General features: G+C 65.2%; 30 protein-coding genes. 11 read left to right on the forward strand and 19 right to left on the reverse strand.

Features of this window, described 5'->3' with window-relative positions; translation table 11 throughout:
* Window positions 1-16 precede the first annotated feature (16 nt).
* From O3684_RS07115 to O3684_RS07125, 3 genes are read right to left on the reverse strand one after another with little or no spacing between them, the layout of a single operon-like run.
* Window positions 17-172, reverse strand: coding sequence for a hypothetical protein (locus O3684_RS07115; protein ID WP_007588533.1), 156 nt, complete (start codon window positions 170-172; stop codon window positions 17-19).
* A gap of 9 nt (window positions 173-181) precedes the next feature.
* On the reverse strand, window positions 182-943 hold the full coding sequence (locus tag O3684_RS07120) for a class E sortase (RefSeq protein ID WP_500065950.1): 762 nt from the start codon (window positions 941-943) through the stop codon (window positions 182-184).
* Window positions 936-1,640, reverse strand: a complete 705-nt coding sequence (locus O3684_RS07125) for a DUF881 domain-containing protein (protein WP_500065952.1) — start codon at window positions 1,638-1,640, stop codon at window positions 936-938. The genes O3684_RS07120 and O3684_RS07125 overlap by 8 nt, the downstream gene beginning before the upstream one ends.
* 123 nt (window positions 1,641-1,763) lie before the next feature.
* Here O3684_RS07125 and O3684_RS07130 point away from each other — a divergent pair, with 123 nt between their 5' ends.
* The gene (locus tag O3684_RS07130) at window positions 1,764-2,027 is read left to right on the forward strand and encodes a cell division protein CrgA (protein WP_016460751.1); all 264 of its coding nucleotides are present in this window, start codon (window positions 1,764-1,766) and stop codon (window positions 2,025-2,027) included.
* A 116-nt stretch (window positions 2,028-2,143) separates the two neighbouring features.
* On the opposite strand, the gene O3684_RS07135 is transcribed toward O3684_RS07130, so the two are convergent.
* From O3684_RS07135 to O3684_RS07145, 3 genes are all read right to left on the reverse strand, one after another.
* Complete coding sequence (locus O3684_RS07135; RefSeq protein ID WP_500065954.1) at window positions 2,144-2,905, reverse strand: Rossmann-like domain-containing protein; 762 nt, start codon at window positions 2,903-2,905, stop codon at window positions 2,144-2,146.
* A gap of 104 nt (window positions 2,906-3,009) precedes the next feature.
* Window positions 3,010-3,888 (reverse strand): rhomboid family intramembrane serine protease, encoded by an 879-nt coding sequence (locus tag O3684_RS07140; protein WP_500065956.1) that lies wholly within the window; start codon window positions 3,886-3,888, stop codon window positions 3,010-3,012.
* 107 nt (window positions 3,889-3,995) lie between these two features.
* Window positions 3,996-4,517: a peptidylprolyl isomerase gene (locus tag O3684_RS07145; RefSeq protein WP_500063243.1), complete on the reverse strand. Its 522-nt coding sequence runs from the start codon at window positions 4,515-4,517 to the stop codon at window positions 3,996-3,998.
* A gap of 151 nt (window positions 4,518-4,668) precedes the next feature.
* Here O3684_RS07145 and O3684_RS07150 point away from each other — a divergent pair, with 151 nt between their 5' ends.
* The 5 genes from O3684_RS07150 (at window position 4,669) to O3684_RS07170 (ending at window position 10,116) form a co-directional block, all read left to right on the forward strand.
* Entirely contained in the window at window positions 4,669-5,271 is a 603-nt protein-coding gene (locus tag O3684_RS07150) for a hypothetical protein (RefSeq protein WP_500063244.1), read from the forward strand.
* 231 nt (window positions 5,272-5,502) lie between these two features.
* A complete protein-coding gene (locus tag O3684_RS07155) occupies window positions 5,503-5,991 on the forward strand; it encodes a hypothetical protein (RefSeq protein ID WP_500065957.1) in 489 nt (162 codons plus the stop codon).
* Window positions 5,992-6,011: 20 nt separating this feature from the next.
* A complete protein-coding gene (locus O3684_RS07160; RefSeq protein WP_500065959.1) occupies window positions 6,012-7,721 on the forward strand; it encodes a hypothetical protein in 1,710 nt (569 codons plus the stop codon).
* The gene (locus O3684_RS07165; RefSeq protein WP_500065960.1) at window positions 7,715-8,920 is read left to right on the forward strand and encodes a S8 family peptidase; all 1,206 of its coding nucleotides are present in this window, start codon (window positions 7,715-7,717) and stop codon (window positions 8,918-8,920) included. Before O3684_RS07160 ends, O3684_RS07165 begins: the two co-directional genes overlap by 7 nt.
* Window positions 8,917-10,116 (forward strand): S8 family peptidase, encoded by a 1,200-nt coding sequence (locus O3684_RS07170; RefSeq protein WP_500065962.1) that lies wholly within the window; start codon window positions 8,917-8,919, stop codon window positions 10,114-10,116. Before O3684_RS07165 ends, O3684_RS07170 begins: the two co-directional genes overlap by 4 nt.
* Before the next feature lie 63 nt (window positions 10,117-10,179).
* On the opposite strand, the gene O3684_RS07175 is transcribed toward O3684_RS07170, so the two are convergent.
* The 13 genes from O3684_RS07175 to O3684_RS07235 form a co-directional block, all read right to left on the reverse strand.
* Window positions 10,180-10,635: an iron transporter gene (locus tag O3684_RS07175; protein ID WP_500065963.1), complete on the reverse strand. Its 456-nt coding sequence runs from the start codon at window positions 10,633-10,635 to the stop codon at window positions 10,180-10,182.
* Between the two features lie 95 nt (window positions 10,636-10,730).
* A complete protein-coding gene (locus O3684_RS07180) occupies window positions 10,731-11,084 on the reverse strand; it encodes a hypothetical protein (protein WP_500065964.1) in 354 nt (117 codons plus the stop codon).
* 227 nt (window positions 11,085-11,311) lie between these two features.
* Window positions 11,312-11,722 (reverse strand): iron transporter, encoded by a 411-nt coding sequence (locus O3684_RS07185; protein ID WP_500065966.1) that lies wholly within the window; start codon window positions 11,720-11,722, stop codon window positions 11,312-11,314.
* Between the two features lie 100 nt (window positions 11,723-11,822).
* On the reverse strand, window positions 11,823-12,323 hold the full coding sequence (locus O3684_RS07190; protein WP_500065968.1) for a hypothetical protein: 501 nt from the start codon (window positions 12,321-12,323) through the stop codon (window positions 11,823-11,825).
* A gap of 87 nt (window positions 12,324-12,410) precedes the next feature.
* Window positions 12,411-12,986 (reverse strand): hypothetical protein, encoded by a 576-nt coding sequence (locus O3684_RS07195; RefSeq protein ID WP_500065969.1) that lies wholly within the window; start codon window positions 12,984-12,986, stop codon window positions 12,411-12,413.
* 134 nt (window positions 12,987-13,120) lie between these two features.
* Window positions 13,121-13,588: a hypothetical protein gene (locus tag O3684_RS07200; RefSeq protein WP_500065971.1), complete on the reverse strand. Its 468-nt coding sequence runs from the start codon at window positions 13,586-13,588 to the stop codon at window positions 13,121-13,123.
* 40 nt (window positions 13,589-13,628) lie between these two features.
* Window positions 13,629-14,132, reverse strand: a complete 504-nt coding sequence (locus O3684_RS07205; RefSeq protein WP_500063255.1) for a hypothetical protein — start codon at window positions 14,130-14,132, stop codon at window positions 13,629-13,631.
* A gap of 187 nt (window positions 14,133-14,319) precedes the next feature.
* Window positions 14,320-14,802 carry a hypothetical protein gene (locus tag O3684_RS07210; protein ID WP_500063256.1) on the reverse strand — a complete coding sequence of 161 codons (483 nt, stop codon included), beginning with the start codon at window positions 14,800-14,802 and terminating at the stop codon, window positions 14,320-14,322.
* 51 nt (window positions 14,803-14,853) lie between these two features.
* Complete coding sequence (locus O3684_RS07215; protein ID WP_500065972.1) at window positions 14,854-15,327, reverse strand: hypothetical protein; 474 nt, start codon at window positions 15,325-15,327, stop codon at window positions 14,854-14,856.
* Window positions 15,328-15,397: 70 nt separating this feature from the next.
* Entirely contained in the window at window positions 15,398-16,267 is an 870-nt protein-coding gene (locus O3684_RS07220) for an HAD-IIB family hydrolase (protein ID WP_500065974.1), read from the reverse strand.
* 107 nt (window positions 16,268-16,374) lie between these two features.
* The gene (locus tag O3684_RS07225; RefSeq protein WP_500065975.1) at window positions 16,375-16,656 is read right to left on the reverse strand and encodes a hypothetical protein; all 282 of its coding nucleotides are present in this window, start codon (window positions 16,654-16,656) and stop codon (window positions 16,375-16,377) included.
* A 165-nt stretch (window positions 16,657-16,821) separates the two neighbouring features.
* Window positions 16,822-18,189 (reverse strand): FtsX-like permease family protein, encoded by a 1,368-nt coding sequence (locus O3684_RS07230; protein ID WP_500065976.1) that lies wholly within the window; start codon window positions 18,187-18,189, stop codon window positions 16,822-16,824.
* The gene (locus O3684_RS07235) at window positions 18,186-18,911 is read right to left on the reverse strand and encodes an ABC transporter ATP-binding protein (RefSeq protein WP_500065978.1); all 726 of its coding nucleotides are present in this window, start codon (window positions 18,909-18,911) and stop codon (window positions 18,186-18,188) included. Before O3684_RS07235 ends, O3684_RS07230 begins: the two co-directional genes overlap by 4 nt.
* 242 nt (window positions 18,912-19,153) lie before the next feature.
* On the opposite strand from O3684_RS07235, the gene O3684_RS07240 reads away from it, so the two are divergent.
* The 5 genes from O3684_RS07240 to O3684_RS07260 all read left to right on the forward strand — a co-directional run bounded on the left by O3684_RS07240 (window position 19,154) and on the right by O3684_RS07260 (window position 23,937).
* Window positions 19,154-19,378: a hypothetical protein gene (locus tag O3684_RS07240; protein ID WP_500063262.1), complete on the forward strand. Its 225-nt coding sequence runs from the start codon at window positions 19,154-19,156 to the stop codon at window positions 19,376-19,378.
* Between the two features lie 133 nt (window positions 19,379-19,511).
* The gene (locus tag O3684_RS07245) at window positions 19,512-20,978 is read left to right on the forward strand and encodes an adenosylhomocysteinase (protein WP_500065980.1); all 1,467 of its coding nucleotides are present in this window, start codon (window positions 19,512-19,514) and stop codon (window positions 20,976-20,978) included.
* 84 nt (window positions 20,979-21,062) lie between these two features.
* Window positions 21,063-22,355 (forward strand): amidohydrolase family protein, encoded by a 1,293-nt coding sequence (locus O3684_RS07250; RefSeq protein ID WP_500065981.1) that lies wholly within the window; start codon window positions 21,063-21,065, stop codon window positions 22,353-22,355.
* 52 nt (window positions 22,356-22,407) lie between these two features.
* Window positions 22,408-22,857 (forward strand): cupin domain-containing protein, encoded by a 450-nt coding sequence (locus O3684_RS07255; protein ID WP_500065983.1) that lies wholly within the window; start codon window positions 22,408-22,410, stop codon window positions 22,855-22,857.
* Window positions 22,858-23,073: 216 nt separating this feature from the next.
* Complete coding sequence (locus O3684_RS07260; protein ID WP_500065985.1) at window positions 23,074-23,937, forward strand: ABC transporter substrate-binding protein; 864 nt, start codon at window positions 23,074-23,076, stop codon at window positions 23,935-23,937.
* The last annotated feature ends 9 nt before the right edge of the window (window positions 23,938-23,946 follow it).

The raw sequence follows: 23,946 nt of genomic DNA on the forward strand, positions 1-23,946 counted from the left end.
AGCAGGCGGCTCAGGCTCAGCCGACGGAGGACTGTCCCAGTTCCAGGTATGACTGGACCCAGGGGTAGACCCAGGTGAACAGGGCGGCGACGGCCGCGCCGATGAGGGCCAAGGATTCGATGACTTTGAACCAGGTGGGGCCGGGCAGGTGGCGGAAGATCCATGCGTACATGTGGGGTCCTTAGTTCGTGGGTTCGTCGACGAGTTCGGCGGGCACGCCCGTGTCCTTGGGGGTCCAGGATTCGAACTTGAGGTGGACGATGTAGCGCTGCCAGTTGCCGTATTCGGGGTGGCAGGTGGTCATGGTCATCCAGCGCTCGGTGGGGGTTTCGGACCAGGATTCATCGTCGATGACGGGGGCGACGACGCGCATCTGGGTGGGGTCGGTGGCGTCGATGATCTCGGAGGAGACCATGGAATAGACGAGGTAGTGGTCGTCGACTTCCACGACGACCTTGTCGCCCTGGCTGAGGCGGTCGATCCAGCGGAAGTTGTTGCCGTAGGTGCGGCGGTGGCCGGCGACGGAGAAGTTGCCGACGCCGCCGGGCTGGGTGGTCATGTCGTAGTGGCCGGCCCACCCCTGGTCGAGGACGTAGGAGGTGGTGCCTTCGGCGAGGGGGATCTTCATCCAGTCCCAGGTGGGCACGTGGACGAGGCCATAGACCTCACCGTCGCCGACTTCGCGCGTGAACTCGGGCGGGTCGTCGGTGCGGACTTCGCCGAGGGTGCGCTTGGCGGGCTGGTGGCTCTCCTCGTACGAGGCGATGGTCTGGGAGACCTGCCCGGAGACCTCGTAGGTCGTCCAGTACAGCTGCCAGACGGAGAAGAGGCCGATGACGAACGCGAAGGTAATGAGCAGTTCGCCGACGACACCGACGATGTTCCAGAAGATGTTGGAGCGCTTTTTGCTTGTCGGCGAGGCTGGGGCGACGTGTTCACCCATTCGTTTCCTCCACGGTTGCGTAGTTGACTGTCTGCGAGGTGGTGGCAGGCGCGAAGCTCAGGGAGTCTTTGGTCTGCATATCCCACCCGAGGCCGTACTTTGTCACGTAGACCTGGTAATTCACCATACGTGGGTTTGCAGTAACCGTCGCGCGCAGGGTGGCAGGATCACCGATTGCTTGGATCACATAGGGCGGCGAGTAGCTGGTGCCATCGACGAGGATGACGTTGCCAATGCAGCGGATGACGGTACGGGACGTGACGCGCACGCCTTGGACGGTCATGGCCTCGGCGCCGCCGCTCCACAGGGCGTTCATGGTGTCCTCGATGTCCTGCTGGTGGATGACGAGGTCGTTGGGGGTTGCGCCCTCGGGGATCTGCCCGGGGGGCGCGTCGGAGAGCGTGATTTGGACACCGGGCCCGGAGACGGGGCGGTTGGAGCGGGCGGTGAACGCGTCTTCGTCGGGGGCGCCGGATTGGGGGTCGGCGGAGGAGAAGCTCTGGACCTGCGCGTCGAGCTCGGATACCTCGTTGTCGAGGGCTTTGACCTGCTCCTGGCGGTTTCGCACGAGGGTGGTCAGGTCGGAGGTGGCCGCGGGATTCTTGCGTTCGTTGAGCGCGGAGATGGAAAAAAGGAGTCCGGAGGCGACGGTGACGGCGAGGACGCCTGCGATGTGGCGGACGCTGCGTGGGCGCATCTTTCCCCCTCCCGTGGCGCTGCGCTTTGGCACTTTCCACGTCCGAGACTACGCTAGTGTTGCGACTAATTCATCACCGCCGGGCGGTTTTCTTCCCGCGCGGGCCAGCAGAGAGGACCCGACGTGGCCGAATCCAAGAAGCGTAAGAAGAATGGGCACGAGGTTGAGGACGATACCGATATCCAGAACTGGACTGACGGTATTCCGCTCAGCCCGGCCTGGTGGGCACCCGCTTTCGTGACCCTGATGATTCTGGGCCTGCTGTGGGTTGTCGTCTACTACATTTCGTCGGGCACGTACCCGGTGCCGAAGCTGGGCGCATGGAACATCGCGGTGGGCCTGGGCACGATGATGGTCGGCTTCCTCATGACGCTGCGTTGGCGTTGAGCGCGGGCAGTATCGCGAAAACGTGAGTGTGGGGCGTTCCGGCTGCGGCCGGGGCGCCCCACTATTTCTATCGACGAGGCCGGGGCTGGCTACCGGGTCACGGCCTCGTCCTCGGGTCACGCCCTGCTGAGTTCGACCCTCATGCCCGCGTCGTACATGCCGAGGAGGGATCGTCCAGCCAGCCCGTCTTCGAGGCGCGCGGGGTGCGCGCTGGCGAAGGACATGACGGTCGTGGCCCCGGCGTGAATGATCGCGGGGGACGCGGGGGCGGAGGGGCCGAGGACGACGGTGTGCGCGCTGGAGGCGAGCGCGAGCAGGCGCGGCATGGTCTTGTTGACGAACGCGGATCCGGAGATGAAGACGTAGTCCATCTCGGGGAGCAGGTATTCGCAGGCGGAGTCGGGGTAGTCGCCGTCGAAGACGTTGCGTTCGAGGATGACGAGCTGCGCGGCATCGGGCATGGCGGCGGCCGCGAAGGGGAAGTGTCCGATGACGGCGACGCGCTTGCCGGCGACAAGGGGCGCGTAGGGGTGGAAGGTGCGCGCCCAGTTGTTTTCCTTGCAGGGGGTAAATCCGTGGGCGAGGGCGCGGACGGGGTGGGAGTGGTAGGCGTTGACGGCGGCCATGCCGATGCCGGCGTCTTCGAAGTTCCAGGACTTGGCGAGGGCCGCGACGTCGCGCAGGGGCCGTCCGATGAGGTCGGAGGGGTCCTCGGTGGCGCGCGGGCGGGACTGGACGTTCATGCCGAAGGCCATGCCGACGCCGTCTTCGCTGGAGGCGACGCGGCGCCATTTTCCGTCGGTGTGGATCGCCGTGACGGTGATGTCGGCGGGGATCTCGTCGATGAGCTGGTCGTACAGGTCCCAGGGGCTGGTCATGGTCTCTCCTGTGGGAAGCATGAGGGAGGGCCCGGCACGCTTTGCCGGACCCTCCCTATATTAGGTCATCCTTAGATGCGACGCGCCTGTCGGTCGTGAACGCGTCACGCTCCGTAGACCTCGTACAGGACGCGGAAAGCGAGCGCGCTGAGCGCGACCATGCCCGCGATCATGCCGAGGGCCGCGAGCGCCTGGCGACGATTCTGCGCGGCCTCCGTGACGCCCGAGCGCGGGCGTGCCAGGCGCACCAAAACCCACGTGGCGGCCACGCCGGCGATCGCCCCGCCGATGTGCCCCTGCCAGGAGATGCCGCTGACCACGAAGCCGTAGACGAGGTTGACACCGAGCAGGGTCAGGATCGCGGTCGTGTCGGACCCACCCAGGCGCTGCAGGACAAACACCGCGCCGAAGAGTCCGAAGACGGCGGCGGACGCGCCCACCGTGCTGACGAAAATCTCGGTGGGCTGGATCAGGCACCACGCGAGAATGAAGGCGGAGCCACCCAGCGCGCTCACCAGGTAGACGGTGAGGAAGCGCCACCAGCCCATCACCGGCTCGATCGCGCGCCCCACCCAGTACAGGGACAGCATGTTGAACAGGATGTGCAACACACCGCCGTGCAGGAATGCGCCCGTGAGGATCGTCCACGGGTGGGCCATCAGCTGCGCGGGCACGAGGGCGAGCGAGGACGTGAGGGAGGGCGACACCCACGTGAGGGCGTACATGAGGACGCAGATCGCCATCATCGCGTAGGTGACGACCGGCGCGCCAGCGGCGGCCGCGCGCGACGAGGAACGCATCCACCCCTTCTTCGAGGAGGAGCAGTCCACGCAAATGGAACGGACCTCTGTGGGGATCGCGCAGTCCACGCACATGGGGCGGTTGCAGCGCTTGCAGTAGTCGACGCTGCGCACGCCCGGGTGGCGCGGACACTCGGGGGCGGCGCGCGGGTCAGAGCGTTGGCCGTAGCTCGGCATGCTCATAGCTTCCCTTTCGGCGGGGGTAAGGGACGAGGCCGGGGCGCACCATCCCGGTCACTGCACGCAGCAGCGGGGGCGGCCCCGGCCTCGTCGATGATGAGGGGAGAGGGTCAGTCGACGATCTCGATGGAGTTGATGACCTGCTCCGTCACGGGGCGGTCGTTCGCGCCCGTGGGGGTCGTGGCGATGGCGTCGACGACGCGCTTGGAGTCCTCGTCGACGACCTTACCGAAGATGGTGTGGTTGCCGAGCAGCCACGGGGTGGGGGCCACGGTGATGAAGAACTGGGAGCCGTTGGTGCCCTTGCCCATGCGCTTGCCGGCGTTGGCCATGGCGAGCAGGTAGGGGTCGTTGAAGTTCAGCTCGGGGTGAATCTCGTCGTTGAACTGGTAGCCGGGACCGCCGGTGCCGGTGCCGAGGGGGTCGCCGCCCTGGATCATGAAACCGGGGATGACGCGGTGGAAGATGGTGCCGTCGTAGAGGGGACGGGAGGTCTTCTGGCCGGTCTTCGGGTCGACCCATTCGCGCTCGCCCTTGGCCAGGGTCACGAAGTTGTTGACCGTGTTGGGGGCGTGGTTGGGGAACAGTTCGACGGTGATGTCGCCAGCGGAGGTGTGAAGAATAGCTTTCATGGGACCAATGGTCGCATCTTTTCCTGGGTGTTTCCTGTCCGTCGTGCACGTCACGGGAGCCGGTGGGCTGCAGATCACAGCCCGTTGTAGCACAATAGGAGTGAGTGGCGCGTCCGCGCCCCTGTTTATTGTGGACAGAATCGGAGACATCATGGTTACTTCGCCGACTTTCGATGCAGAAAAGCTGCGCGCATCGTCCCAGCAGCTTCGCGACGCCGCTGCCATTTACGCCGGCAAGGTTGCCGTGCGCGCCGCTGATCTGGCTGGCCAGGGCGTCGACTGGGCCGCGCCTCGCGCCCAGGCCGCGCTGAACTCCGCGATCGAGCACGCGACCCCCGCGATCGAGAACGCTGCCGCTCGCGCGCAGGCCGCCGCCGCGCAGGCCGGCCCGGCGATCGAGAACGCTCGCGAGCACCTCGTGGACGACTACCTGCCCCGCGCTTCCCTCGCTGTCAACCAGGCGGGCGCCGCCCTGCAGGCTCGCGGTTCGCTGTCGGATCGCGCTCGCCGCGCGTCCGAGGCTTCGGCCGTCGCCCTTGCGACGCCCACGCCTAAGCGCCGCAAGTGCCGCGTGCTGCGCGCCTTCGGCCTGACGGCCCTGGTGGGTGCCGTCGCCGGTGCGGGCTACATCCTGTGGAAGCGCTCGCAGCCGATCGAGGACCCGTGGGCCGAGGAGTACTGGGCCGATCTGGACACGGATTCCTTCGTGCCGGACACCGAGGCCGAGAAGGCTACCTTCGAGGCGGGCGAGTGAGCCTGACCTTCTGAGAGGTTTTTGCTTTGGGGGCCGCGACGCGCTGCGTCGCGGCCCCCGACCATTTGTCATCTCTTGCCCGCATGCGCTCTTGCAGCGACCGTTTCCTTCCAGCACCGCTCACCCACGCATACCCCGCATTTTGCGACCTTTTCCGGATGGTCATATGATGAGCATCATCTCATCGCCATCCGCAGGTCATACCTGCGCTCGTTTCGCCTGGAGGTTTTCGTGAGCGACGTGGGCTTCGACTCCAATAAGCATGATCTGACACGTCAGGATGCGCAAAAGGGTGCAGAGTCCCTCAAGACTGCTGCCGATGGCATCAACACATTCGCCGACGCACAGGTTGAATCTGTGTGGGGCGAGGAGGCCGGCGTCGACGCTGCGCGTCGCGCACTTCGAGCCGCATACCAGGCAGTCGGAGAAGGTTACGCCACCGAAAGCACTATCGTTCTCGATTTTGGGGGTAAGGTTGACGAATCTGAGGCAGAGTTCCTTCGAATGGAAGGGGAAAATGCTGGCTATTTCTCGCAAGCCAGTACTGCTCTGACGCAAGATCCAGCCGTCGCCGCAGCGGCCGCTGGCGTATCCGGGTCAGGATCCTCCTCAAGTGCCGGATCAAGCAACGGCCCAGGTTCATCTGTTTCAACGGGTGCTTCATATTCAGGGTCACAGGGCGAGGAAGATTCCAACGCAGATCCCAACTCCGACTTCTGATACTAGGAAAGGATACTGCCGTGGTTCACAGCCCCATGTACCAGCGCCTCATGCGTTTCGTGGAGGACGCGAAGGCGAACGAGGCCCTGGCCGACTATGACAGCAAGCACCGCTCCACCCTGGAAGCCATGCGCGAGGCGGAAGAGTACATTCGGCATTTCCGTGAGCACCAGGGTTTCCAGGGGCAAACTGGCGACGCCATCGACAACTGGCTTGAACGCGCTGAGCGTCGTCTTGAACAGTGGCGCTCTAGCTATTTGGCTACAACACAGGTTGAGGTTGAGATGCGCCGCGTCATGCAGCAGGCACGTGAGGAGGCGGAAATGCTCTCTCCCGTCCTCGTTGACGCCAGGCTGGATAAACTGCGCGACGTGGCCGAGGTGACGATCCCCGTCATGGAGCAGTACGGCCTCGTCGGCAAAGCATTCAACGCTGTCGCCTCGACCGGCGCGGCCGTCTACGACGCGATCGCAGCCCAGGCCAACAATGAGCGGGAAGTCAGCTCAACAGCAATCCTCGAACGTCTGAACCATTCGATGGATGCTTTAGCTGCGCACGCGAGCTTCATCAACCAAGCCCAGCAACACCTTGCAGAAGCAGGTACTCGAGATAGTCAGGTGACGATTCCACAAGGTCCGTCGACCCCCAGTGTCGCGGACCAGCTCGAACAGGGCTACAAAGGGGTCTCACTGCATGATCCCGGCGTGTATCCGGGCAACAGGGACACCGACTACGGTCGATCGGACGGGCGCGGCCCCAATTCAGGACTCTACCCGAATGGCTTTGACAACCCGACCTCGCAGGACGCGGACGCCGAGAAACTGCGCAAGCTCCAGTCCGGGCGCATTCCAGACCGCTTCAACAGCGAGGGCGAGCCGGGCAGCCGGAGCAAGCCCATCACCGATCCCGAGGACCTGATGGGCATCGACCTGCTGCACACGCGCATCGGCGGAGAGCGCTACGCCAACGGCACCGTCGGCGGATACACCCCCGCTCCTCCAAGCGATCGCTACCATCCTCTGTGGAACATTAACGGGGGACCCTCCACCCACTTCGACGCCTCCGGGCGTACGAGCCATGCGGGTGCGGGTGCCCTCGGCGCTGGTGTTCTCAGTGCGGGTGCCCTCGGCGCCGCCGCCCTCGGTGCGCGCGGCACATCTCGTCTGGGTGCGGGAGCGAGCAGCTCACTGGGTCGCGGTGGCGCAGGTGGACTTGGTTCCGCGGGCCGTTCAGGTATTGGCGGCATCAGTGCATCCGGTCGCGGTGGCGCAGGCGGCATCGGCGCATCCGGTCGCGGTGGCGCAGGCGCCGGCGGCCTCGGCGGGCTACGCGGGGGTTCAGCTTCCGGAGGCCGCTTTGGCTCCAACGGCCTGGCTGGCAGTGCAAGCGCATCGGGTGGTACGACCGGCCTCACGGGCACCAAGGGCATCGATGGATCGGCTGAAGCCGCTGGAAAGACGAGCAGCGGCAGCACTGCTAGCGGTACGAGCGCTTCCGGCAGGCCGGGTATGGGCGGCTTCATGGGCGCGGGTGCCGGCGCGGGTGCCGGCGGCGGCAAGGACGACAAGAAGGGGCGTCGACACAAGTACACGGCCTTCAAGTTCGAAGACGATGACGAAGACGGTCTGCCTCCCGGCTACGTCAATCCGATGTCGCAGACCTATGGCTCGGACAAGGACCTGAAGCCTGCCTCCCACAAGGACGACGGATGGGATCCCCGCCAATGGTGACCACGAACCACGTTTCTGACCGCCGTCGCAGGCTGCGCCTCGTGGGTGTGTGCGCGATGACCCTGGCCCTGGCGGCCGGGGCCACCGCGCTGCCTGCCGCTCCCGCGCATGCCGCCGACCCCATCACGGCGGCCGACCAGCCCTACTTCGCTTACTACAAGCTCGATCAGGCGCGGGCGAAAGGCTACACCGGCAAGGGCGTCACCATCGCGCTCATTGATGGCGAGGTAGACACCAGCGCGCCCGAACTCGCAGGCGCCACCATCATCGACAAAACACCATGCACCGTCACCTCGAGCAACGAGAGTAAAACTCACGGAACACTTGTCGCTTCTCTTCTGGGGTCGAGCCAATACGGAGTCGCCCCAGACGCTTCAATCTTGACCTACCGAAGCTTGTCCGCCAGTGACGGTGACAGTGCAGGCTCTGATTGCTATGGAGACTCTCGCTCGTCAAAGCACTCAATCGCTTCGCTTCTCAATCATGCGATGAACGATGGTGCCTCGGTAATTTCTGTCGCTCAGGCGGTTCCGGACGAAAGTCGCGCACTCAAATGGGCAATTGCACGTTCGATGCACGAAAACGTCGTCATTGTCTCTTCGATGGGCAACGAACGGAGAGATCAAAATATTACGCACCTCTCCCGCTTCTCAGGAGTCGTTGGCGTTAGCGCCATTGATCTTAACGGAAAGCTGGCAGACTATTCCTCGTGGGGTCAAGGCGTCACTACGACTGCGTTCGGCGGTCCCGTTGCCGTCCGAAACTATGCAGACAATCAAATCGGACAGACCTCCGGCACATCAATTTCAGCTCCTCTTACCGCTGGTTTCATTACACTGGCCAAGCAGAAGTGGCCCAACGCCACCGGCAATCAACTCCTCCAACTGCTCACGCACACAGCCCGCACTGATCAAGACGGGTGGAACATATACACCGGATTCGGTCGTGTCGATCCAGGCGCCCTGGTCAATACGGACCCATCCCAATACCCCGACGAAAACCCGATCGCGGATAAAGGTGGCGGATCCAGCCCCACTGCCGAAGAAGTTCAAGAGTACGCTGATGGCGTCGTCCCACCAACAGAGCTCGCCTTCGACGACTCGTACACCTACCGCGGCCTCGACGAAAGTGTCATCCGCGACACTGACGCTGGCGTACCTATCCACCTGGGCACCAGCCCCCGCTACCACGCCAAATGACGACTAGCCCAACGAGACACCGGCGGCTGCGCTTTGCGGGCGCGTGTGCGATGACCCTGGCCCTGACGGCCGGGGCCACCGCCCTGCCCGCCGCTCCCGCCCAGGCCGCCGACCCCATCACGGCGGCCGACCAGCCCTACTTCGCCTACTACCACCTCGATCAGGCACGAGCGAAAGGCTACACCGGCAAGGGCGTCACCATCGCCGTCATTGACGGCGAGGTCGACACCAGCGCACCCGAACTCGCAGGCGCCACCATCATCGACAAAACGCCGTGCACTGTCACCTCCGGTGCCAACTCGAAGAGTCACGGGACGGCCATGGCCTCGCTCCTGGTCTCCAAAGAGTACGGCGTCGCTCCCGACGCCACACTCCTTGCCTACCGCACCTCCTTCCCCAAGGACGGCGACAAGGCAGAGTCCGATTGCCGTGGCCACCACGCTAACACGCTCGATGAGCCCGAGTGGCTGATCAATCAGGCGATCACTGACGGTGCCCAAATCATCAGCATCTCGGCGACAAGTGGAGACACGAGCGACGCGGTGAAGTGGGCGATCGCCCGCGCCAACGCCCTGGGCGTCATCGTGGTGAGCGGCGCAGGAAACGACAACGAGGAAGATACTATTCACACCTTTGGCAAGTGGTCCGGGGTGGTCAGCGTCAGCGCCATCGACACCTCCGGTAAGCGCGCCGAATACTCCTCGTGGGGCAAAGGCGTGACAGTGGCCGCCGTGGGAGGCCCCATCCTCGCCCACAATTACGAGAACAACACCAACATCAGTACCAGAGGCACCTCCAACGCCACGCCCCTGGTCGCAGGCTTCCTGGCCCTGGCCAAGCAGAAGTGGCCCAACGCCACCAGCAACCAACTCCTCCAACTGCTCACGCACACAGCCCGAACCGATCAAAGCGGGTGGAACAAGTACATCGGATATGGCGGAGCTGACCCCGGAGCCATGGTCAACACTGATCCCTCCCAGTACCCCGACGAAAACCCGCTCATGGACAAGGGCTACAGCGACCTGGGTCCCACGAACGAAGAGACCCAGCAATACCTCGCAGGCCTCGTCGACCCCCGAAACATCGCCGGGGACTCCACCTACGCCTACCGCGGCCTCGACGAAAGCATCCTGAAAGACACCGACATCCCCACACCAATCCACCTGGGCACCAGCCCCAGATACCACGCCAAATAAGGTATGACAAACACCGCGCCGGCACCATTGACGAGGCCGGCGCGGGGTCTCGTGATCAAGGGATCAACCCTTTGCGGAAGAGTTCGTGACGGCAACGATGATGGCGGTGATGATGGCGGCGACGATAAGGATGAGACCAATCGGCAGAATGTAGAACATCATTCCGACTGCAAGCCAGTACATGCCATCTCCGCCGTCTCCGTGATTGCCCGGAATGAGGTCAATGACGGTCCACGCAATGAAGGGTGAGAGCGCAAGCAGCATGCCTACCGCACACAAAGCGCCCGCCAGCTTGAACGACTTGCGAGGTTTCACGGGGGCGACGGGCCCGTAGCCATAGCCCGCATACCCGGTCTGCGGGTAGCCCTGCGCAACGGGTTGAGCCGCCCAGTACTGTTGCATGCCTTGCTGAGGTGTCCCCTGAGGAGCTACGCCGCCCTGTAGCTGGGAGGACGGCTGCTGCGGGGGCATCATGGGCGAGGCGTTCGGCTCGGGAACGTACGGGTTCGGTGTTGTCACGGTCTGTCCTTCCATCAGTGACAGGCGTCAGCGAGCTTCACCCGCCCCGTCATCGCCTGTTTCTCGGTCACACACTACCTGTGAAAACGCATGTACTAGTTGGCCATCTCCCGAATACACTCGGCCCCGAAGGCGAGCGCCAGCAGTATCCAGTGAGTGGCACTCAGACGCTTACCGAGCTTGCTCATTGCGAATTCCCGCGGGGTCGACGCGTAGGCCATGCCTTTCAGCCCAGCGTTGGAACCCATGATGGTCAGGACGATGAGAACTGGGAAGATCCCCACTTGGGCGATGAAGACGATCGTCCCGAGCCCACTGGCATCACGCATCGCGGGAGCGGTGAGCGCGAAGGCAACAGCGCCCACGATGGTGAGGACCGAGGCGACCCATGCGGCGACTCCCCACGCGAGCGCCTTGCGCGCGAGGGCCGAGGGATTGGGCGGGCGCACCGGGACACCCTGCGGATAGCCGGGCTGAGGGTACGTACCCGCAGCCTGTGGCGGAGCGACAGGTCGCTGTCCATTCGACATAACGCGTTCCCTTCATCATCGCGGGGAGCCGACGTCATCTCCCCAAAAAGTATTTCAAGAATTGAGATTATCGGAGAGGTAGGTTGCACGCAAGGAGTGCTGCCCGAGGAGAGCGTGCGGCACCTGGGCCGCCCTGCGCGCGTCGGTCACCGTGTTTTCTGTCGTCCTGCGAAGACCAACATGAGGCCACAGAGCGCCAGCATCAGCCCAAAAGGCACCACATAGAGGAGGACCATGACACCGAGCCAGGCAAGTCCATCTCCGCTGTCCCCGTGGTCGCCGGGAATAAACTCAATCCCCACGCAGACAGCGACCGACAAGACCAGGGTAATGGCCGCAAAGACCAAGAAGATGATGCCGCTGATCTTCATTCCCGACCGACGCGGCGGCCGGGCCCCCGGATTCGGATAGCCCGTCGGCACCCCCTGATATATGGGCTGCGCGGGCACACCCGCCTGGGGAACCCCCTGCGGCGCGGGCACATACGACTGCACACCCCAATTCCCTCCGCCCGGATAGGCGTTCGAGTTCGGGATGTGCGAATCCGGTGTTGTCATAGTCGCTCCTTCATCAGTTGATCGTCGCGACACTATCAGCAGGTTCGCTCATTCGCACACCCTTACAGAGATGCCATCGTTGGGCGTGCGCCAACAATCATCATCGATGCGTGGGAGTCCCCGCCGCGACAACAATCACAACGATCATGAGGATTGCGAAAACGACGTACGGGCTCGCGTTGAGCAGGATTCCCAGCCAGTTGAGCTTGCGCGTCTTCGGCTTCCCGACGGCCCCCACGATACCGATAATCCCACCAGCGAGATTCGCCGGGCCAATAAACATCAGGGCGAAGAGGGGCAAGAAACCATACACTTCCTTGCCAGTCGGGTCAGGATCGGACGCACTGGATTCGATAGCCAGCCACATGACGAGTACCGTCAGACCGATGAGAACCCACCCGACAATACCCAGGGTGATCGACGCCCAGTTCACCTTCTGAACGACAGGCCCCTGGGGCACGGGCACATAGCCCGGCGCACCCCCCTGATATGCATGCTGCGCGGGCATTCCCACCTGGGGAACCCCCTGCGGCGCCTGCTGCACAGGCTGCGCGGGAACTGCGGGCTGCCCCGCAGGCTGCTGTGGATACGGCATACTCATTGACTTCCTCGGTCTCATTTACGTTATTTACATGCAACGGTCATCCGAAGACCCGTGCGACCCCCACAGTACAGGGAAACTAGGCATTCACATCCAGACAAGGAGACCGATAGCGATCACCCAGGGAAGAATATTCAGGCCGATACCGAGCAGGCTCCACATCCGCTGTCGGCCCGAAACCGAGGGCCCCACCTTCTGGGAGCCACTAATCAGACCGATAAGATTAATGGGCAGAAGAACGCCCATATACACGGCGAACGGGATGATCCATACAAAGCCACCGCCTTCGGGATGGTCACTGTGCACAGCACTGTCAACGATATAGGCGCAGTACAGGAGTGACGGAACCAGGACCACCAATCCGATGATCGCACAAATGAAGGACAGCCTGCTGATTTTCTCCGAGAGGCGTTGCTGGGGCCCCAGCGAATATGGCACCACAGGCTGAGGCACCCCCCAGTATGCGGGCTGCCCGGGTGCTCCCTCCTGGAGCACTGCCGAATACCCCTGCGGCGCAGGCTGCGCCGGTTGCACAGGCTGCGCGGGAGCTACGGGCTGCACGGGCCGTGCGGGCACATACGGCTGCGACGCGGGCTGCCCGCCCTGACTCTGCCTACCCGGATAGGTGTTCATATTCGGGACGTGAGGATCTGGTGTTGTCACAGCTTCTCCTTCATGAGTTGGCCATCGCGGCGATATTGTACGCTCGCCCAGCCGTACGCCCTTTCGGGCATGCCATCGTTGGGCACGCGCCATCAATCATCATCGATGCGTGGGACGACCCACAGCTAGGCGGCCTAGTGGAAATACATTGGCGCCATCATAAGGGCGAGGAAAATGACGTACGGGCTCGCGTTGAGGAGGATTCCCAGCCAGTTGAGCTTGCGCGTCTTCGGCTTCCCGACGGCCCCGACGATCCCAATAACGCCGCCAGCGAGGTTCACCGAGCCAAAGAATGGCAAGCCGAGGAGAGGTATAAAGCCGACGATGTCAGCACCGCTCGGGTCAGCGTCCGACGGGATAGCACGAATGGCCAGCCACGTACCCAATACCGTGAGACCAACGAGGGCCCACCCGATAACACCCAGGATGATCGACGCCTTGTTCACCTTCCGAACGACAGGCCCCTGGGGCACGGGCGCATAGCCCGGCGCATATCCCTGGGGTGCCGCCGGATAACCTTGCGGCACCGGCGGCACGGCCTGCGCGGGCACTCCGGGAACTGCGGGCTGCCCCGCAGGCTGCTGAGGATAAGGCGTGCTCATCAGATTCCTCCACTCAATAGGCGCTATTCGCAGACAATAGTCATCCGAGAACCAGCACGGCGCCAGCAACACCGGGGAAGCTCGACGTGCGAATCCAGACAAGGAGAGCTGCAGCGATCACCCAGGGAAGAATATTCAGGCCGATACCGAGCAGGCTCCACATCCGCTGTCGGCCAGAGACCGAGGGCCCCACCTTCAGGAAGCCAACAATCAGACCGGCAAGATTGATGGGTGGCAGGAGGCACATGTATACAGCGAACGGAATGATCCACACAAAGCCACCGCCTTCGGGATGGTCACTGTGCACAGCAGTGAAAACGATATAGGCGCAGTACAGGAGTGACAGAACCAGGACACCCAGTCCGGTGATCGCAAAAATGAAGGACAGCCTACTGATCTTTTCCGGGACCTGGCGCTGGGGCGCCAGCGAATATGGCACTCCCGCCTGGGGCACAACCTGCGGCGACCCCTGCGGCGCGAGCTGCACAGGCTGCGCGGGAACTGCGGGCTGCCCCGCAGGCTGCTGAGGATAAGGCGTGCTCATCAGATTCCTCCTCTAGTGCACCGACATGCGGCAACGAGACTGTGAAGAACCCCCACATCTCCCCTGCCGAAAAGTCTTTCAAGAATTGAGACTAACGACAAGACAACCCCCACGCAAAACGCACTCACCCCACAAGCGCACGCTGCGCGGGCGAGGCAGGAGGGTACTGCTGATGCTGGTCCATCGACTAGACACCCCTTTCGACGATACTCGCGATCACGATACAGGCATAGAACAGGAAGAAGACGACGAACGGGGCGATGCTCAGCCAGAAACCGATCCTGTTCATGATGAGCTGCTTGCGCGTCATCAGGTGTTTCTTCGCTGATGCGCCGGTGGCCAGGCCAAAGATGGTGAGGGGCAGCACGACGATCCAGGACCCAAACATCGGGATAATGGCGATCCCATCCCTCGCCGAGGCGCTCTCGTCGGCCGAATTCGCTATCATCAAGGCCGTCACGCCGATGATCAGGAGAATCGCCACCCAGGTCGCGATCCCGAAGAAGAATGCAATCGGGATCTTCTTCTTGCCTGCCTCCGTGCTCACCCCGTCGTAGGGCTGAGGAATACCACCCGGGTAAGGCACACTCCCCTGGTAGGGTGTGGCCCCCTGCGGGCTTTGTGTTCCCGGATAGCCATTCAGCTGCGGGTTGTTGTTCGGTACGCTCATTCGCCGCTCCTCTGATCGTTGCTCACGTCGTTACTCACGCGCGCTCATCGGCTAGGGGATAAACATGCTGCCAAAGAGCGCCACGTAGGGGGCCGCATTGAGGAGGATACCCAGCCATCCGACGACTGTCTTTGCTTTCGGAGTGAATGCAACGCCGAGAACTCCAGCGACGAATCCGGCCATATTCACGGGGCCCATGAACCCAAACGCGAAGAGCGGGAAAAACCCGATGATGTCCGCTCCGCTCGGGTCTGAATTCGGTGTGAGATCGTTGATCATGTACCACATAGCGAACGCTGTTGCACCGACGATGACCAGACCGAGGATCCCACAGATCAGGGATACCCGGCTCGCTGTTTTTCCGCCTTGTTTCTTGGGGGAAACGGCGGGCTGAGGAGGCAACTGCTGCATACCCGGGTAGGCGGGCTCTCCCGTCGGAATCCCCGCCTGCGGCGCTACGCCCGGCTGCACTACGCCTGCCTGAGGCGGTCTGCCTCCATATTGCGCGTATTCGGGCATGCTCACGATGTCCTCCGTCCAACGGGTATTTCAAGAATTGAGATTAACGGTAAGTTCCTACCCGCGCAACGGAGCGTTACACCAGGAGGGCGCGCAGCACCTGGGCGACCCCGGCCTCGTTATTGGAAGGCGCGACGAAGCGCGCGGCCTCGACGACATCCCGGGAGGCGTTGGCCATCGCGAAGGACAGGTCCCCCTCGCTCATCATGGACAGGTCGTTGCCCGCGTCGCCGAAGACCGCGGTCTGGGAGCGATCCACGCCGAGGAAGCGCTGCAGGTCGCGCACGGCGCTCCCCTTGTCGACGCCTCGAATCTGCAGGTCCGCCCAGTTCGCACCCGAAATCGCATACTGGTGGGTGTCGGCGAAGTTGGCCAGGGTGGCCTGCGCGAGCGCCTGGACCGGCCCAATGACGTAGACGGCGAGCTTGACGATCGCATCGTCGATCTGCCCGGCCTCGATGGCGTCGATGATGGCGATCTGATCATCCACGCGCTTCGTGCGGTGGTAGTAGGGCATGACGCCATCGACGAAGCGGTCATCGGTGCGCTCGACGTAGGCGAATTGCTTGCCGCACATGACCAGGCCGCCGTCGATCCCATTCGGACCGGAGGTGGCCTCGCGTACGAGGCGGACGGCCTCGCGCATGGTGGGGGCATCGAGGGGACTGGAGGAGACCTCGGCACCGTCGCGCATGACGATGCCGCCGTTCTCGCCGATGACGGTCATGCCGGGGCGCCCGGGGAACATGTCGATGAGGGTCCACACCTGACGGCCGGACGCGGGCGCGAAGGTGACGCCGCGCGCGTCCATCTGGTCGAGCAGCTCGTCCATGCCGGGCGGGAAGTTCTTATCGTCGTCCAGGAGGGTGCCGTCCATGTCGACGGCTGCCAGGCGCAGGTCGGCGCCCGCGTAACGCGCGGGGTCAGTGGGGGTGGGGGTCGTCATGGGTCCATTGTGCCCGACTGGGGGCGCGGGTGCTCACGACCTGAGACGAGGCCGGGACGACCTCACGCTGCCTCACACGGTATGTGCTGCGGAAGCAAGAGAGGCGACTAGAACCACCAGAAGACAACGGCCACGATGAGCAGCGCGGCGGCCACGAAGGCGCTGAAGCGCGGGAGGCGAGGTGCCCCCACGGGCAGCGAGTATTGGGCGGGCGTGTGCAGCGCGAAAATTTCCTCATCGAGCGCGGCGCGCGTCTGCGGGCGCACGGTCGGCGGGTACGAGGGTGGCGCGGGGCGGCGACGCCGAGCGGATGGCCTGGTGACCTGGGATCCTCGCGCGGCACCGCCGACTCCCCCAGCATGCGAGTACTGGGAAGACGAGTGATACACGGTCTCTCCGTTGAATTCATGCGGTTGAACGGCGTCATTCTAGCACTTATGAGGCGTGCGTCACACACCTTTGTGTTCGAGATTGTCCGTGTGAATACGGATCGGCCCCGGCCTCGTCAATAGGGGGACGAGGCCGGGGCCCGGACGTGCGCAGATGCCGGCGAGCTACTCGCGCCCCTCGCGCACGCCCGCGAGGATCCGACGACGCAGGGGCACGGTCGCCTCGGAGGCTACGACGATGAGGACCACGCCGACGATCGCTGAGGCGAGCGCGATGAGGAATCCCTTTCCGGCACCCGCCGCAAGCATCGGTGACATGAACACCATGCCGAGCAGCATCGAGCCGACGATCATGACGAACGCGGGGATCGCGACCTCGAGGCGGCGGCTGCGATCCATGAAGCCACGCGGGGACCCCATGTAGGACAGGGCGCGCACCTGGTCGGCGGAGTCGAGGACGCGGATCGACTGATTGACCGCGGTCGACACGGCCCCGAGGGCGAGGGTAATCGCGAAGGTCAGCAGCATGCCCCTGTTGATGTCGCCAACGACGATGAGCGCGACCTCGTCGGCCCGATCCCCGCTCATGGAGATCGCGTCACTCGCCGGATACATGATGCCCACGAGGAACCCGACGAGGGCCACCGCCCCGAAGGAGCGCCACACGGCGCGCGGATCGTCGGCCATGCGTCGGCCCGCCACCATCATCTGGGGGCTGCGCGAGACCCGCGCCATGATGCGACCCATCAGGCTGATCGACCACACGCCCACCAGGTTGACGATGAGGAAGATCGCGCCCATGAAGCCCATGAACACGGCCAAGCCGATCGCGGTTCCCAGGTTCATCGCGAGGGTGCCGACGCTCAGCCACAGGACGAGGAGGACCAGGCCGAGGACGGGGCCGACCGCGCTCACGCGGCCCGCCTGGCTGCGGCGCGCGACGCCCAGGGGCGTGATCGCGACCTTGCGCATGGCCAGCCACGAGGACAGGGCGGCCAGGAGGATCATGGCGAGTCCCTCGACGAGGAGGGCCACGACCCCCACCCACATCTCGCTGGCCCCCATCGGGCGGCCCTGGAAGGACAGCGCACCCCACGCGGGCAGCGTCACGGCGTACAGGATCGAGCCGACGACGACGCCAACGGCCGCAAACGCGCAGGTCTCGATGATGCAGGCGAGCTTCGTCTTGCCCGGCGCGAGGCCGACGAGGCGCAGGACCGCGAGGTCACGCTCGCGCCGACTCATGCCCAGGCGCGCGGCCGCCGCACCCATCGAAATAATGGGAACGACGAGCAGGGTCGCCGCGAAGTAGGCGAGCATCACGTAGAAGGAGGCCATCCCGTCGAGGCTCGAGGGATCGTCGGCCGTGGCCGACGTCGCTGCCACGGCCGCCCGCGCCCCAAATGCCATGACGCCACCTGTGACCGCGAGCAGGAACGCGTGCGGGAGCGCAAACGCGGCGACCGTGAGGACGGACGTCGCCCGGTCGCGCGACCGCAGGAGCGCCCCGGCGGCGGTGCGTACCGCGCTCATCGGGCCACCCCCTGGCCTTGCGCGCCACTGCCTCGTCCCTGAAGGGAGATGCGACCGTCGCGCACGTGGATCGTGTGCGGCAGGCGCGCGGCGACCGCGGGATCGTGGGTGACGAGGACCAGGGAGGCGCCCGTGGTGGCGCAGGCGCTGGTCAGGAGGGACATGACCTCACCGCCGGTGGCCTGGTCGAGGGCGCCCGTGGGCTCGTCCGCGAAAATCACCGAGGGATCGGTGGCGAGCGCGCGGCCGATCGCGACGCGCTGGGCCTGGCCGCCCGAGAGCTGGCCGGGGCGGTAGGGGCCGGCGCCGTCGAGGCCGAGGTTCGCGAGGATCTCACGAGCGCGGCTCAGGGCCTGCGACTTGGGCGTACCCGCGAGCATGAGGGGCATCGCGATGTTTTCTTCCGTGGGCAGCTCGGGCAGGAGCTGACCATCCTGGAAGACGAAGCCGAAGCGACGCAGGCGCAGGTCGGATAGGACGCGCTCCGACATGGTCGTCATCTCCTCGCCGTCGAGCGTGATCGACCCAGAGCTGGGTCGCAGCACGCCGGCCAGGCAGTGCAGGAGCGTCGTCTTACCGGAGCCCGAGGGGCCCATGATCGCCACCTGCGTGCCCTGCGGGAGCGTCAGGTCGACGCCCGCCAGCGCGTGGACGTGCGTGTTCCCACGCATGTATGTCTTCGTCAGTGCTCGGGTCACCAGGCCCGCGTTGTTCTCTGTCATGCCTCCACGTTATTCCCGAGGCGCATATCACTTCCATGAGGGGCTGCCCTGGTTGCCCCCTGAGTATCCCCCGACACCCCAATGAAAATGGCGGACATCACCGCTCCACGCAGCACTCTGTCAGCCCTCGCGCCAGCATGCGGGACTGTGTTCCCACACCTCAGGCCACCTGGTCAGATGACAGATAGGATCGGTCGTATCCGTTCTGACTGTCGGAACGGCACTACTCCGAGGAGAACACCATGGGTCTGGAAGATCTGAAGAAGCAGGCTGAAGAAGGCCTCGAGAAGGTCGCCGACGCGGCCAAGGAAAAGGCAGAGGAAGCCAAGGACAAGCTCACCGAGCTGGCTGGCGAGGCCAAGGACAAGGCCAAGGAAGCCGCCCACGCAGCCCAGGACAAGGCTGAGGAAGCCAAGGACAAGGCGACCGAGGTTGTCGGCGAGGCCAAGGACAAGCTCGGCAAGTGAACCAACAGAAGGGGCTGGGCCGCAGGGCCCGGTCCCTTTTGCATACCCGCAGGCAGGTCCTTGAGGGCCCCTCACGGAGTACTCACACACCCTCGCGGGGACGCGCAGGCACCGAAATTGCTACGTTTAACGCATGAACAGCGCCCTGGATCCACTCGCCGCCCAGCTGCTGCTACGCGCCTACGCGCGGGCCACGAACATGCTCATCGCGGGGCGCTCCTTCGCGACGGATGACCCGACGCTCGCCGCTCTGCTGCGTGCCTTCGGTGCCCACGTGCGCCCGCTGTCGGACGCCGAGGGGACCCCGGCCTCGCCCCCGGTCGTCTTCTCGCTCGAGGAGGACGCAACCCCCATGCCCCGGGCGATCACGGTCCTGGCACCCGGAGGCGTCTTCCGCGCCGTCATCGCCCCCGACGGGCGCACCATCACGGGCCCCGGCGACGAGGGACGCATCGAGTGGGCGCGCGCCCACATGCCCGTCACCGAGGCTTCGGCCCGGGGGCTGGCATCCCTGGTTGCGGGCCGGAGCGTGGGGCTTTCCCTCGTCCTGGAACCGAAGACCGCGGCACTGGCCCTCATGCTCGCCGAGGCCGGGGCAAACGTGCGCGTCTTCGGCTGGGCCTCCGAAACCCGCGAGGACGTCGCGACCCGCCTGCGCGAGGCCGGAATCCCCGTCTTCGCGGACTCGAGCGCCTCCCGCGAGCGCGAGTGGGAGCTCGCGCGCGAGTTCCTGTCCCAGCGCAGCGAATTTCTCCTCGATGATGGCTCTCATCTGATCCGCCTCGCGCACGATACGGATGCCTGCCCGGGTGTCCTGGACGCGCTGGTTGGCGCGGCGGAGGAGACCACCTCGGGGCTGCGCCCCCTGCGTTCTTTCGATCTGCGCATTCCGGTCCTGGCCTCGAACGATGCGCGTTCGAAGACCCTGTTCGACAACGCCTATGGGACGGGTCAGTCGTGCTGGACGACAATCCTGGACCTCATCGACCCGCGTGGCGTGGGCGCGCCGGTGGCGGGGATGAGCGTCGTCGTCATCGGCTACGGCGACGTGGGTCGCGGCTGCGCGCGTTTCGGCGCGGCGCTCGGTGCCCGCGTGACCGTCGTGGAGCTAGATCCCGTGCGTGCCCTGCAGGCGTCGATGGACGGGTTCGCGGTGGCCTCGCTTGAGGAGGCAGCCGCGAGCGCCGGCATGCTGATTTCCGCGACGGGCGAGCGCTCGACGATCCCGCTGAGCGCGCTGGAGGCGGCCCCGGGCGGCGCGATCGTCACGGTCGCCGGCGGGGTCGACGGGGAGGTGTCCATCGACGAGGCCGTGGCCGCGTCCTGGGTCATCGCCGAGTCGGGCGATCCGCACGTGCAGACCCTCACCAGCCCCTCCGGCAAGACGCTGCGCGTCCTCGAGCGCGGGGAGGGAATCAACTACACGGCGGGCGAGGGCAACCCCATCGAGATCATGGACATGAGCTTCGGCGTGCAACTGGCGTCCCTGCGAGAGCTCCTGACCCGCGAAGGCGAGCTGGCCCCCGGCCTGCACGACCTGCCGCGCGAGGCCGACGACGCGGTGGCAGCAGCTGCGCTCGGCGCCCTCTCCCTGCCATAGTCGCAGCTCACGCCCACCGCTGGGGCGGGTATGCCCACCCCACTTCTACACTGTTAGTCAGCGTCCCCCACTGAAAGGTCCCCCATGAGCGACGTGGTCGTCTGGTCCGCCGGCATGGTCATCCCGATCACCGCCCCCTCGATCCTCGACGGCGCCGTTGCCGTGCGCGACGGGCGCATCGAACACGTGGGCGCGCGCGACTGGGTTATCAACACGCTCAGGCAGCGCGGCCTTTCCTTCATGGAACGCCACTTCGAGGGCGTGCTGCTCCCCGGCCTCGTCAATGCGCACACGCACCTGCAGTACACGGGCATGGCCTCCGTGGGAGCCGGACAGTACCGCGGTTTCGACAGTTGGGCGCGCGCCTTCGACGAGGTCTACGACGCGGGCGGCCTGGACTGGGCAGGGGACGCGGCCGCGGGCGCGCGCCTGCTCCTGGAGGGCGGCACGACCGCCGCCGCGGACGTGGTGACGGACGCAGCCGCGGCCTCGGCGCTGCACGACGCGGGCCTGCACGGGGTCGCCTACTGGGAGGTCATGAGCTGGTCGAACGAAGAGTGGCGGGCGCGCGGTGAACGCGAGGTCTCCGAGTCTCTGGACGCGATGCCGACCCCTCCGGCCGTGGGCATCTCCCCGCACGCGCCCTACTCCCTGGACGCCGAGCCGCTGCTGGACCTGCCCGACATGGCGCGGCGACGCGGCATGCGCATCCACATTCACCTGGGCGAATCCCACTCCGAGGCCGAATGGTCCGAGACGCGCACAACCGACCTCGCGGACCTGTGGAAGAGCGAGCATTCCTCGTCGTTCACGGCGATGCGTTCGCGCGGGGGTGGCTTCTCCTCGACGCAATTCGTCGATCAGCTGGGCGTCCTCGGGCCCGACTGCCACGTCGCCCACGGCGTGTACATGCGCGCCGACGACCGCAGGCGGCTGCGCGCCCGCCAGACGGCGGTTGCGCTGTGCCCGCGCTCGAATCGCGTGATCGGCCTGGACGCGCCTCCCGTCGCCGCCTACCTCACCGAGGGCAACATGATCGCCGTGGGCACGGACTCTCTCTCCTCCTCCCCCTCCCTCGACCTGCTCGAGGACGTCGCCCTCCTCTTCGACCTGGCGCGAGCTCAGGGCTACGAGGATCAGGACCTGGCGCGCCGGCTCCTGCAGGCCGCGACCCTGGGCGGCGCCACAGCGATGGGCCTGGCGACCGGCCCCGACCGCCTGGGTCAGCTCCAGTCGGGAGCGGTCGCCGACATGTGCGTCGTCGACGTGCCCGTCACCTCGATCGTGGAAACCATCGACACCGTCGCCCGCCACGGCGCCGGGCACGTGATCGAGACCATCGTGTCCGGGCGCGTACGCTACTCGGCATCGCGCTAACTCCTTCGTTTCCCTGTCGCCGACCCGCCTTTTCTCTTCCTTTGGAGTGTCTATGACCGACGTTTCCCCGCTGATTGACGCGATGGGCCTCGCACCCCACCCGGAAGGTGGGCACTACCGCCGCACGTGGACCGCGCCCGCACGCGTGGACACACCCCGCGGGAGCCGCCACAGCGCCTCCGCCATCATCTTCCTTCTCGAGCGCGACGAGGAAGCCCGCTGGCACCTCGTCCACTCCGACGAACTGTGGATCTGGTCCGGCCCGGGCGCCCTCGAGGTACACCTGGGAGGCAACGGCAACGCCCCCGACGCCGACCCGCGCGTCGTCACGCTGGGGTCTCCGTCCGGCACAGTGGCTTCCGATCCGGCGAACCCCGTGCAGATCCTCGTGAGAGCCGGCACCTGGCAGCGCACCTTCGCCCGCGGCGACTACGCGCTGGCCACCTGCGTCGTCTCCCCCGAGTTCACGTTCGAGGACTGGAAACTCGCCGAGGGGGCCTAACCCACCGGCGTCCGGCCCTGTCGCATACCCACACGCCACTGTGTCCCATCCCCCACCACCCTGAAATCCTCACTATTTCAACGTTTTCGCAGCCCAGGCCTCGTTCCAATGTTTCGTGCATCGGACCTATGCCAGCGCAACTTTCGGCGCACCGATACTCTCATCGAGTCAGACCCGCCCTCACCGGCGGATTTCCTCACGTCACTGGGAGGCCCCATGCGCCGCTCTGTCCGTTCCCTCGCTGCCGTCGCCGCCGTCGCGGCACTCGGCCTGGCCGCCTGCACGGGCGGCACGAGCTCCTCTTCTTCCTCCGACGCCGAGCAGACCTACGGCCCCGGCGCCCTGCCGACCGTGACGGAAGGCAAGCTCACCGTCGCCACCTCCGATCCCGCCTACTCGCCGTGGATCCTCGACAATGACCCGTCTTCGGGCGAAGGCTACGAGTCGGCCGTCATCTACGCTCTGGCCGAGGAACTCGGCTACAGCGCCGACAACGTCCAGTGGGTGCGCGCCACCTTCGATTCGTCGATCACCCCCGGCGCGAAGGACTGGGACCTGAACATTCAGCAGTTCTCCATCACCGACGAGCGCAAGAACGCCGTCGACTTCACGTCCCCGTACTACACGACCACCTCGGCGATCATCACCAAGGCCGGCACCCCGGCCGCCAGCGCGAAGTCCATCGCGGACCTCAAGGACGTCCTCATCGGTGTCCAGGCCGGCACGACGTCGCAGCAGTTCGCTTCCGATCACCTGGAGTCCGGCCTGAGCCAGAAGCTTCAGATGTTCAACTCCTCCGACGACACGGTCCTGGCCCTGCAGACGGGCCGCGTGGACGCGATCGTCGTCGACCTGCCGACCGCCTTCTACATGGTCTCCGCGCAGATCGATGACGGCGTCATCATCGGCCAGTTCGACGACACCACGGGCGGCGAGCAGTACGGCATCGTCCTGCCCAAGGGTTCCAAGCTGACCCCCACGGTCTCGGCAGCGGTCGATCGCCTGGCCTCGTCCGGCAAGCTCGCTGAGCTGCAGGAAAAGTGGCTGAACGAGGCACAGAACGTGCCCACCCTCAAGTGAGGCCTCATT

It is taken from the genome of Pauljensenia sp. 20925_1_27, from assembly GCF_041432835.1.
Lineage (GTDB): Bacteria > Actinomycetota > Actinomycetes > Actinomycetales > Actinomycetaceae > Pauljensenia.

Bases quoted from the DNA above. Each gene is read 5' to 3' on its own strand.
- O3684_RS07150 (WP_500063244.1), top strand. From the start codon at position 4,669: ATGGTTACTTCGCCGACTTTCGATGCAGAAAAGCTGCGCGCATCGTCC.
- O3684_RS07140 (WP_500065956.1), bottom strand. From the start codon at position 3,888: ATGAGCATGCCGAGCTACGGCCAACGCTCTGACCCGCGCGCCGCCCCC.
- O3684_RS07245 (WP_500065980.1), top strand. From the start codon at position 19,512: ATGAACAGCGCCCTGGATCCACTCGCCGCCCAGCTGCTGCTACGCGCC.
- O3684_RS07120 (WP_500065950.1), bottom strand. From the start codon at position 943: ATGGGTGAACACGTCGCCCCAGCCTCGCCGACAAGCAAAAAGCGCTCC.
- O3684_RS07165 (WP_500065960.1), top strand. From the start codon at position 7,715: ATGGTGACCACGAACCACGTTTCTGACCGCCGTCGCAGGCTGCGCCTC.
- O3684_RS07210 (WP_500063256.1), bottom strand. From the start codon at position 14,802: ATGAGCGTACCGAACAACAACCCGCAGCTGAATGGCTATCCGGGAACA.
- O3684_RS07250 (WP_500065981.1), top strand. From the start codon at position 21,063: ATGAGCGACGTGGTCGTCTGGTCCGCCGGCATGGTCATCCCGATCACC.
- O3684_RS07260 (WP_500065985.1), top strand. From the start codon at position 23,074: ATGCGCCGCTCTGTCCGTTCCCTCGCTGCCGTCGCCGCCGTCGCGGCA.
- O3684_RS07235 (WP_500065978.1), bottom strand. From the start codon at position 18,911: ATGACAGAGAACAACGCGGGCCTGGTGACCCGAGCACTGACGAAGACA.
- O3684_RS07230 (WP_500065976.1), bottom strand. From the start codon at position 18,189: ATGAGCGCGGTACGCACCGCCGCCGGGGCGCTCCTGCGGTCGCGCGAC.
- O3684_RS07190 (WP_500065968.1), bottom strand. From the start codon at position 12,323: ATGAGTATGCCGTATCCACAGCAGCCTGCGGGGCAGCCCGCAGTTCCC.
- O3684_RS07135 (WP_500065954.1), bottom strand. From the start codon at position 2,905: ATGACCAGCCCCTGGGACCTGTACGACCAGCTCATCGACGAGATCCCC.
- O3684_RS07240 (WP_500063262.1), top strand. From the start codon at position 19,154: ATGGGTCTGGAAGATCTGAAGAAGCAGGCTGAAGAAGGCCTCGAGAAG.
- O3684_RS07125 (WP_500065952.1), bottom strand. From the start codon at position 1,640: ATGCGCCCACGCAGCGTCCGCCACATCGCAGGCGTCCTCGCCGTCACC.
- O3684_RS07200 (WP_500065971.1), bottom strand. From the start codon at position 13,588: ATGAGCACGCCTTATCCTCAGCAGCCTGCGGGGCAGCCCGCAGTTCCC.
- O3684_RS07255 (WP_500065983.1), top strand. From the start codon at position 22,408: ATGACCGACGTTTCCCCGCTGATTGACGCGATGGGCCTCGCACCCCAC.
- O3684_RS07115 (WP_007588533.1), bottom strand. From the start codon at position 172: ATGTACGCATGGATCTTCCGCCACCTGCCCGGCCCCACCTGGTTCAAA.
- O3684_RS07185 (WP_500065966.1), bottom strand. From the start codon at position 11,722: ATGACAACACCGGATTCGCACATCCCGAACTCGAACGCCTATCCGGGC.
- O3684_RS07145 (WP_500063243.1), bottom strand. From the start codon at position 4,517: ATGAAAGCTATTCTTCACACCTCCGCTGGCGACATCACCGTCGAACTG.
- O3684_RS07205 (WP_500063255.1), bottom strand. From the start codon at position 14,132: ATGAGCACGCCTTATCCTCAGCAGCCTGCGGGGCAGCCCGCAGTTCCC.
- O3684_RS07220 (WP_500065974.1), bottom strand. From the start codon at position 16,267: ATGACGACCCCCACCCCCACTGACCCCGCGCGTTACGCGGGCGCCGAC.
- O3684_RS07170 (WP_500065962.1), top strand. From the start codon at position 8,917: ATGACGACTAGCCCAACGAGACACCGGCGGCTGCGCTTTGCGGGCGCG.